Annotated in this window: 7 protein-coding genes and 1 tRNA gene; 3 read left to right on the top strand and 5 right to left on the bottom strand. The window is 63.0% G+C overall.

Annotated features, from left to right (window positions below):
* On the bottom strand, nucleotides 1–885 hold an 885-nt coding region (locus EN906_RS19540; RefSeq protein ID WP_164777244.1), incomplete at its 3' end, for a DMT family transporter.
* 140 nt (nucleotides 886–1,025) lie between these two features.
* Nucleotides 1,026–1,901, bottom strand: coding sequence for a tRNA glutamyl-Q(34) synthetase GluQRS (gluQRS, locus tag EN906_RS19535; protein WP_127268793.1), 876 nt, complete (start codon nucleotides 1,899–1,901; stop codon nucleotides 1,026–1,028).
* A gap of 73 nt (nucleotides 1,902–1,974) precedes the next feature.
* Between gluQRS and EN906_RS19530 the strand changes: the two genes are divergently transcribed.
* The gene (locus EN906_RS19530; RefSeq protein WP_127268792.1) at nucleotides 1,975–2,616 is read left to right on the top strand and encodes a DNA-3-methyladenine glycosylase; all 642 of its coding nucleotides are present in this window, start codon (nucleotides 1,975–1,977) and stop codon (nucleotides 2,614–2,616) included.
* Nucleotides 2,617–2,744: 128 nt separating this feature from the next.
* Nucleotides 2,745–3,302, top strand: coding sequence for an HNH endonuclease (locus EN906_RS19525; RefSeq protein ID WP_127375316.1), 558 nt, complete (start codon nucleotides 2,745–2,747; stop codon nucleotides 3,300–3,302).
* 388 nt (nucleotides 3,303–3,690) lie between these two features.
* On the opposite strand, the gene EN906_RS19520 is transcribed toward EN906_RS19525, so the two are convergent.
* Entirely contained in the window at nucleotides 3,691–4,209 is a 519-nt protein-coding gene (locus EN906_RS19520) for a disulfide bond formation protein B (RefSeq protein WP_127268791.1), read from the bottom strand.
* Nucleotides 4,210–4,243: 34 nt separating this feature from the next.
* Nucleotides 4,244–4,831 (bottom strand): YqaA family protein, encoded by a 588-nt coding sequence (locus EN906_RS19515; protein WP_127268790.1) that lies wholly within the window; start codon nucleotides 4,829–4,831, stop codon nucleotides 4,244–4,246.
* A 275-nt stretch (nucleotides 4,832–5,106) separates the two neighbouring features.
* On the opposite strand from EN906_RS19515, the gene EN906_RS19510 reads away from it, so the two are divergent.
* Nucleotides 5,107–5,191, top strand: a tRNA-Leu gene (locus EN906_RS19510).
* A gap of 169 nt (nucleotides 5,192–5,360) precedes the next feature.
* On the opposite strand, the gene EN906_RS19505 is transcribed toward EN906_RS19510, so the two are convergent.
* A partial coding sequence (locus EN906_RS19505) for a hypothetical protein (RefSeq protein ID WP_206529129.1) occupies nucleotides 5,361–6,151 on the bottom strand: 791 nt, incomplete at its 5' end.

Genomic DNA, 6,151 nt, shown 5'->3' with positions numbered 1-6,151 from the left:
TTCCACAGTTCTTCCCTTCGTCTGCCGCGCCGTTGCCAGGCAAACGCCGAATGTGGTGATCGCCATGCCCACGATCTGCAGGGCGTTGAGCTGCTCGTCGAACAGGGCCCATGCGATGACCGCCGTCACCGCCGGCACCAGGTAGAACAGCGACGCCACCTTCGACATCTCGCCGTCGCGGATCATCACCATCAGCAGGAAAATGGCGCCGAGCGACAGCACCAGCACCAGCCAGGCCATGGCGAAGATCAGCTCGCCATTGATGACGACGGTGTGGGTTTCGAAAGCGAGCGAGGCAAGGAGCATCAGCGAACCACCGCCGACATATTGCCACATGGTCGCCGCGACGAGGTCGCCGCCGGAGGCGAAGCGCTTCTGCCAGATGGTGCCGGCGCTCATGCCGAGCACCGAGACCAGTGAGGCGGTCAATGTCGCCGCGGTCACGCCGCCGCCCAGCGCGCCGAGCTTCGGCCACAGCACGATGACGATACCGATGAGGCCGATGCCAAGGCCAAGCCAGTGGCGCGGCAGGATCGCCTCGCCGAGAAACTTACCGGCAAGCACCGCCGTGATCAGTGGCTGCAGGCCGACGATGAGGGCTGAAAAGCCGGCCGGCATGCCCCTGTGGATGGCCCAGAGGACGGCGCCGAGATAGACGCCATGCATCAGGATGCCGGCGCCGGTGGCATGCAGCGCCTCCTGGCGGGTGGCTCTTTTCGAGCCAAGCACAAGCATCAGGACGGCCAGCAGGATAGCAGCGAGGACGAAACGCGCGGCGAGGAAGGTGAACGGTTCCGCCCACGGCATGGCGTAGCGCGCACCGATGAAGCCGGTGGCCCACAAGACGACGAAGGTGGCGGGGATGAACCGCTTGATGCTGTGCATGTTCCGGAGGCCGCCGTACTGGGGAGAGTTGACCGTGGCGCTGCTCTAATGCGCTTCAACCCGACGCGCAAAGCGAAACCATTGATCCATACATCACTGAAATTCAACGGCCGGCGCATTTGGCAGGTGATCTCGCCTGGTCAAAGCCCGACCGTCCGTCTGATGTCATCAGGTGATGCGCCGGCATGGCGCAGCGCGGCAAGACCGGTGTCACGGAGGCTCTTCGACAGCTTTCGGCCGTCGGGTCCGAGGATGAGGCGATGATGGAAATAGGCCGGTTGCGGCAGCCCCAGGAGTCGCTGCAGCAGGCGCTGCACGCCGGTGGCGGAAAACAGATCCTGGCCGCGTACGACGTGGCTGACGCCTTGCAGCGCATCGTCCATGACGACGGCGAGGTGGTAACTGGTCGGGATGTCACGGCGCGCCAAGATCACGTCGCCCCAGTCCTGCGGGCGGGCTTCCACGGAGCGCGTCGCGGAAAGCGTCTCGTCGGAATACTCCGTCCAGGACAGGTCCTTGCCGACACGCGCCATGGCGGCCTCGACATCCAGACGCCAGGCGAAGGGCGCATTCTCGACTATCCGCCGCTGACGTTCCTTCAGCGGCAGCGCCTTGTCCGCGGCGGGGTAGAGCGGCACGCCATCGGGATCGCGCGGCCAGTCGCGCCCACGCTTTTCGCTGTCGGTGATGAAGGCGCGGATCTCGCCACGGCTCATGAAGGCGGGGTAGACGAGTTCCTCCGCGATCAACCGCTCGAGCACCGCCTGGTATTCGGCGAAATGCTCGGACTGGCGGCGCACCGGCTCTTCCCAGCCAAGCCCCAGCCATTTCAGGTCGGCAAGTACGCCGGCCTCGAATTGCGGCGTGCAGCGCGTCGTGTCGATATCCTCGATGCGCAGCAGCAGGCGTCCGTGCGCCCGTGCCGCCAGCTTCTGGTTGAGCAGCGCCGAATAGGCGTGGCCGAGATGCAGGTCGCCGTTGGGGCTGGGCGCGAAGCGGAATGTCAGGAGTGTCATCTCTCAGGCGGCAATCATGTTTTGCGGCGCTTCGCCAATTGCTACCCTGTCGACGGTCGAGGAACAAGAAAGCATGCGCCGTATCGTGACATCAGACGACATTGCCCGGGGGCTCGACGCGCTTTGCGTGATCGACCCGCGCCTGGAAAAGGTGCGCGGCATGGCCGGCGAGGTGCCGCTGCGGCTGTCCGAGCCGGGGTTTCGAAGCCTGGCGTCGATCGTCGTCTCGCAGCAAGTGTCCCGCGCCAGTGCCGATGCCATCTTCGGCCGGCTGACCAAGCTCGTCGATCCGCTGACGCCGCAGGCGATCCTGGCCGCCGGCGAGGACATGTTTCGCGAAGCCGGCCTGTCGCGGCCCAAACAGCGCGGCCTGATCGCTGTTGCCCAGGCCGTGGTCGACGGCCTCGACCTTCATCACCTCTGTTCGCTCGATGCCGAGGAGGCGATCACGACGATGACGGCGGTGTCCGGCATCGGTCCGTGGACAGCGGAAGTGTATCTCTTATTCGCCGCCGGGCATCCCGACATCTTCCCCGCGCGCGACGTCGCGCTGCAGAGCGCGGTCGGCCACGCGCTCGGCATCGAGCCGCGTCCGCCGGAGAAAACCCTGATCGCATTGGCCGAATCATGGAGCCCGTGGCGAGGTGTCGCATCACGGCTTTTCTGGTCCTATTATCGCGAAACCAGAGGGCGGGACGCCGCGCCGCCGGCCTGAATCCGCAAAAAATCATAAAAATCATGCATTTTTGGCGCTTAGGCGACGCGACAATCCGCTTCACATCCCTGTCATGTCGGGCTTACAGTATCCGCGCCGTTCGGGTCTAGAACCAAGGAGGTGAACACGTGACGGTTGCCGTATCTCCGGATGGGCTTCCAGCACTGGTGCTGAATGCGCATTACCGTCCGCTCAGCTATTACCCCTTGTCGCTCTGGTCGTGGCAGGATGCCATCAAGGCGGTGTTCCTCGACCGGGTGAACATCGTCGCCGAATACGAGCACGCCGTCTCCTCGCCGACCTTCTCGATGAAGCTGCCGAGCGTGGTCAGCCTGAAGGCCTATGTGAAGCCCTCCAGGCACCCGGCCTTCACCCGCTTCAACGTCTTCCTGCGCGATCGCTTCCAGTGCCAGTATTGCGGCACGCCTGAGGATCTGACCTTCGATCACGTCATCCCCCGCCATCGCGGCGGCGCGACGACATGGGAGAATGTCGTTGCCGCCTGCTCGCCCTGCAATTTGAGGAAGGGCGGCATGATGCCCGCGCATGCCAAGATGTGGCCGCTGCAGAAGCCTTTCCAGCCGACGGTGCACGATCTGCACAACAATGGCCGCCTGTTCCCGCCCAACCATCTGCATGAGAGCTGGATGGATTATCTGTACTGGGATGTCGAACTCGAACCCTGAGATCGTTCGAGAATTCGGGAGGCTGGCCGTCTGGAGCAATTGTCTGCGCTTCCGCCTACCAGACCATGATATCCGACACTCCCCGGTATCGGACCAGTTCGGTCGTGCTCACTTATCAGCGGCTTCGCGCTTAAGGACCGGCTTCCCCCACTCCGTCGCTGCTTCGCAGCGCCACCTCTCCCCCCTCCGGAGGGAGAGGAAGGGAGCCTCTCTCGGAGGAGCGCTGGCTACAACAGGTTCGCGCCCCTTCCTCTACCCCGTCGATCGGGGGAGAGGTGGCTCGGCGACGCCGAGACGGAGTGGGGGTCGACCTGGCTCGGACGTCGAAGCCGCGCCACCCGAGTCAGCCCGACGAATTTTTGCGCGAACCCTGCGTCGCGCTGCTCAATCAGTCGCGGGTGAGGGCGCCGCGGAAGGCGACGGCGGCGAGGATCAGGCTGGCGATGGCGTTCCAGCCGGCCAGGGACAGGCCAAGGATGCGCAAGGCGGCTTTGTCGCAGGACGGCGGCACGAATTTGTCGAGCGCGTCGAGCACGCCCTTGCCGCCGGTGTCGACCGGCCCGGCGCCTGCGGTACAATCGGTCGGGCCGGCCCACCACTGCCATTCGACGCCGGAGTGGTAGACGCCGAGATAGAGGCCGTAGAGCATCAGGATGCCGCCGACGGCCAGCAGGCCGCGCGTCAGCCAACTGGGTGCGTGCAGCATCGACGCAATCACCGCCAGCACCATCAGCGGCACGCCGACATAGTAGGGCGTGCGCTGTTCGAGGCAGAGGTGGCAGGGGATATAGCCGCCGAGATACTGGAAGCCGAGCGCCGAGCCAACGGTGGCGGCCATGGCGACGGCGAGGAACAAGGCGGTCAGCGTGCGCTGGCGTCCGGTGTCGGCATTCATGGTCGCTGTCATTTCAATCAGTCCGTCCGGCTCGCAATGGTTCTGTTCAGAACGCGTATTTGACCAGGATATAGAGCAAAATCAGGGCAGCCGCGCCGGCGCCGGCGATGAGGCCGAGGCGCTTTTCGATGAATTCGCGGATCGGTTCGCCATAATGGCGCAGCAGCCAGGCGAGCAGCAGGAAACGGCCACCGCGGGCTACGATCGCCAGCACCACGAACAACAGCAAATTGACGCCGATGACGCCGGACAGGATCGTCACCACCTTGATCGGCGGCAGGTGGGCAGCGCCCGACGTGATCAGCATCAGGACGATGAAGCCGATGCCTGCCCCTGCGCGCAGCGCTTCGAACTCGTCGTACTTGCCGTAGAATTCGAGGATCGGCCTCGCCACCGCGTCATAGGCGTAGTGGCCGATGAACCAGCCGGCGATGCCGCCCAGCACCGAGGCGACGGTGGCGATCAGCGCATAGCGGTAGGCGCGATCCGGCCGCGACAGCGCCATCGGCAGATAGAGCACGTCGGCCGGCACCAGGAACACCGAGCTTTCGACGAAGGCGATGAAGGCCAGCCACCATTCGGCGGATTTGCGGGCCGCCAGCGACAAGGTCCAGTCGTAAAGTCCGCGAAGCATCGGCACTCCTAATGCGTGTCGTTCCATTGCGCAGGCAGGTTGGGGTTAACGGCATGCACGCAACAAAGACCCAGAGCACGCCATCCGTCCCCGCAGACGTGCCGCGCTTTGATGCGCCGCCTGTCTAGAAAGATTTTCCGCGCTGCACAATGGCAGCCCCCTCACGAAATCGAAAGGCGCAGTTTGGTCGCATCTTGAGGGCGCCGGAGAATTGGCCAGTTGACGAACAGCCCTCCAACCGTATAGTCCCGCGCCATCCAGGCCGCCCGGCCTGAGCCCCTATGGCGGAATTGGTAGACGCGCTCGACTCAAAATCGAGTTCCGCAAGGAGTGCTGGTTCGATTCCGGCTAGGGGCACCATCCTTCACTCTTCGAGCTTCGGGTGGGACAATTTAGCCTGTGTTTGTTTTGGGATCCGCTTGTGCGCGGCAGCGCCGGCGTTGCGTTCCCGGTTGGCCTTTTGGTGTATCGTGGTCTGCTGTTTCCCATGCTAACGCTTGCCGGCCCTTGTTCGCCTGCAAGTGCCCCTTCAGGCTGATCGGCGCTTTTCGCTCAACAAAACTCGCAGATGCGGTAACGCCGCATGCGCCACCGCCTTGGGTGGTTGCGTGAACATGCAAGGCGGTTCCGCAGCGCCTAGAAGGCAGGTCTTTTGCCAATCCAATGTAATGGACAAACAACCGCCGCAGACACGCGGGGCAATATTGATATTGTTCGGGTAGGCGTAATAGCCGATCGGCGTTGGACCGAAAACGACACAACACGGCGTCCCTACACAGCTTGCGATATGAACAAGCCCTCCCTCCATGTCGAAATGCATGGACGAGTTCGCAAGAACGGAGGTGATTTGCGGCTGTGTTGTCTTGGAAGAAAGGTTGTAGTCGGCCGAACTGAGGGTGCCTCCTACCACGCCGACTTGGACAACCGGAAGATCCGGCAACTGCGCCTTCACCTCTTTCACGACATCATCCAAGAACGGATAATCTCGCGTAGCTCGAGGGCGACCCGACTCCTCGCTGAAGGAATTATGGACGGTAATGTAGGGTTTATGGTCCAGTCCCAAGCTTTGAACCAAGGACGCATCCTCAGGTAACGGATATTGATGGCCGCCAAAGGGCACACCGCTGACATGGTTCAGAAAGGTGTCTCGCCTCACGTTCTGAAATTGGGCTACAAGTGCTGGATGGAAGTCCAAATGAGGATGCGCATCGATCGCATGCGAAAACATCTTCCGATAGGGTGCGATGCTTTGCAGCATTGCTGAAAGCGCCGGCCACCGTTCGGCAGCGGCAGAACTCATGTGCACAAGATCTACGGTGT

The sequence above is a fragment of the Mesorhizobium sp. M7A.F.Ca.CA.004.06.1.1 genome, from assembly GCF_003999135.1.
Classification (GTDB): Bacteria; Pseudomonadota; Alphaproteobacteria; order Rhizobiales; family Rhizobiaceae; genus Mesorhizobium.
Note: the sequence above shows the minus strand (reverse complement) of the source record. Positions and strands in the feature narration are given on the sequence as shown.

Bases quoted from the DNA above. Each gene is read 5' to 3' on its own strand.
- gluQRS (WP_127268793.1), bottom strand. From the start codon at position 1,901: ATGACACTCCTGACATTCCGCTTCGCGCCCAGCCCCAACGGCGACCTG.
- EN906_RS19515 (WP_127268790.1), bottom strand. From the start codon at position 4,831: ATGCTTCGCGGACTTTACGACTGGACCTTGTCGCTGGCGGCCCGCAAA.
- EN906_RS19520 (WP_127268791.1), bottom strand. From the start codon at position 4,209: ATGACAGCGACCATGAATGCCGACACCGGACGCCAGCGCACGCTGACC.
- EN906_RS19530 (WP_127268792.1), top strand. From the start codon at position 1,975: ATGCGCCGTATCGTGACATCAGACGACATTGCCCGGGGGCTCGACGCG.